The 904-nt window shown below is 38.4% G+C and carries 1 pseudogene; it reads right to left on the reverse strand.

Going from position 1 to position 904, the window contains the following annotated elements:
• Positions 1-847, reverse strand: a pseudogene (locus ECA1_RS16680) (helix-turn-helix domain-containing protein); the annotation flags it as partial.
• Between the last annotated feature and the right edge of the window lie 57 nt (positions 848-904).

Raw genomic sequence — 904 nt, forward strand, 5'->3', positions numbered from 1 at the left:
CCAACCTTCCCACGATAAGAATTGTACCGTCGAGATTTTCGAGTGTAAGACTTTACTTCGATACCTAGTTTTTTTATCAGACGTTGAATCTTCTTTTTATTGACATGAATCCCTTGATTCTCTAATTCTTTTTTTAGTCGCAGACAGCCATAGTCTTTATGCTCCTTGCGAATTTCAAGGATTTTTTCTTCAATTTCTTGGTCTGGGTTTGGTCTGTCAAACCGTTTCTGCCAATACATATAGGTTGCTTTAGGAAATTTCAATGTTTCAAGAAGCTCAACTAGTTTGAATGATCCTCGGAGGCTGGCGATGATTCGTGCGATTGATTCTTGCGTCTTTGCTGGGCTTCCTGTTTTCGCAGCTTCCTCAACTCTTTTAAAAAGGCATTCTCAATTTGAAGGGATCGGACTTGCTTTTCTAATGCCTTGATACGATCGCGTTCTTCAGTTGTTGTATTTTCTTTTTTGTTTTCTTTTTTTCTAGCCAAAGTAAGTGGTCGCCCTTTCTCTTTTGAGAGCCCCTCAATACCTGCTTCTCTGAAATTACGCATCCAATTGGCAATAAGCGCAGGGTTGTTCATTTCTAAAGTGCTAGCAACTTCTCGATAGGACATCTCACTTGTTTGATATAACTCTAGCGCATTTAACTTAAATTGAACAGAATATTTCTGATTTTGATGTTTTCTCAATAGACCTTCCTCTCCGTATTCACGATAGGCATTCACCCAATTACTTACTTGAGACTTGCTTGAAATACCGTATTTGTTGGCAAGATACCGATATCCGCCCACGCCACTAAGATATTCTTTAACGATTTTTAGTTTTAATTCAAAAGGATATTTTGCCATACAAATAACGACCCCCAAAAGTTAGATTTTTTGGTCTAACTTTTGGGGGTCGCTTCA

The sequence above is a fragment of the Enterococcus casseliflavus NBRC 100478 genome, from assembly GCF_001544095.1.
GTDB classification, from domain to species: Bacteria; Bacillota; Bacilli; order Lactobacillales; family Enterococcaceae; genus Enterococcus_D; species Enterococcus_D casseliflavus.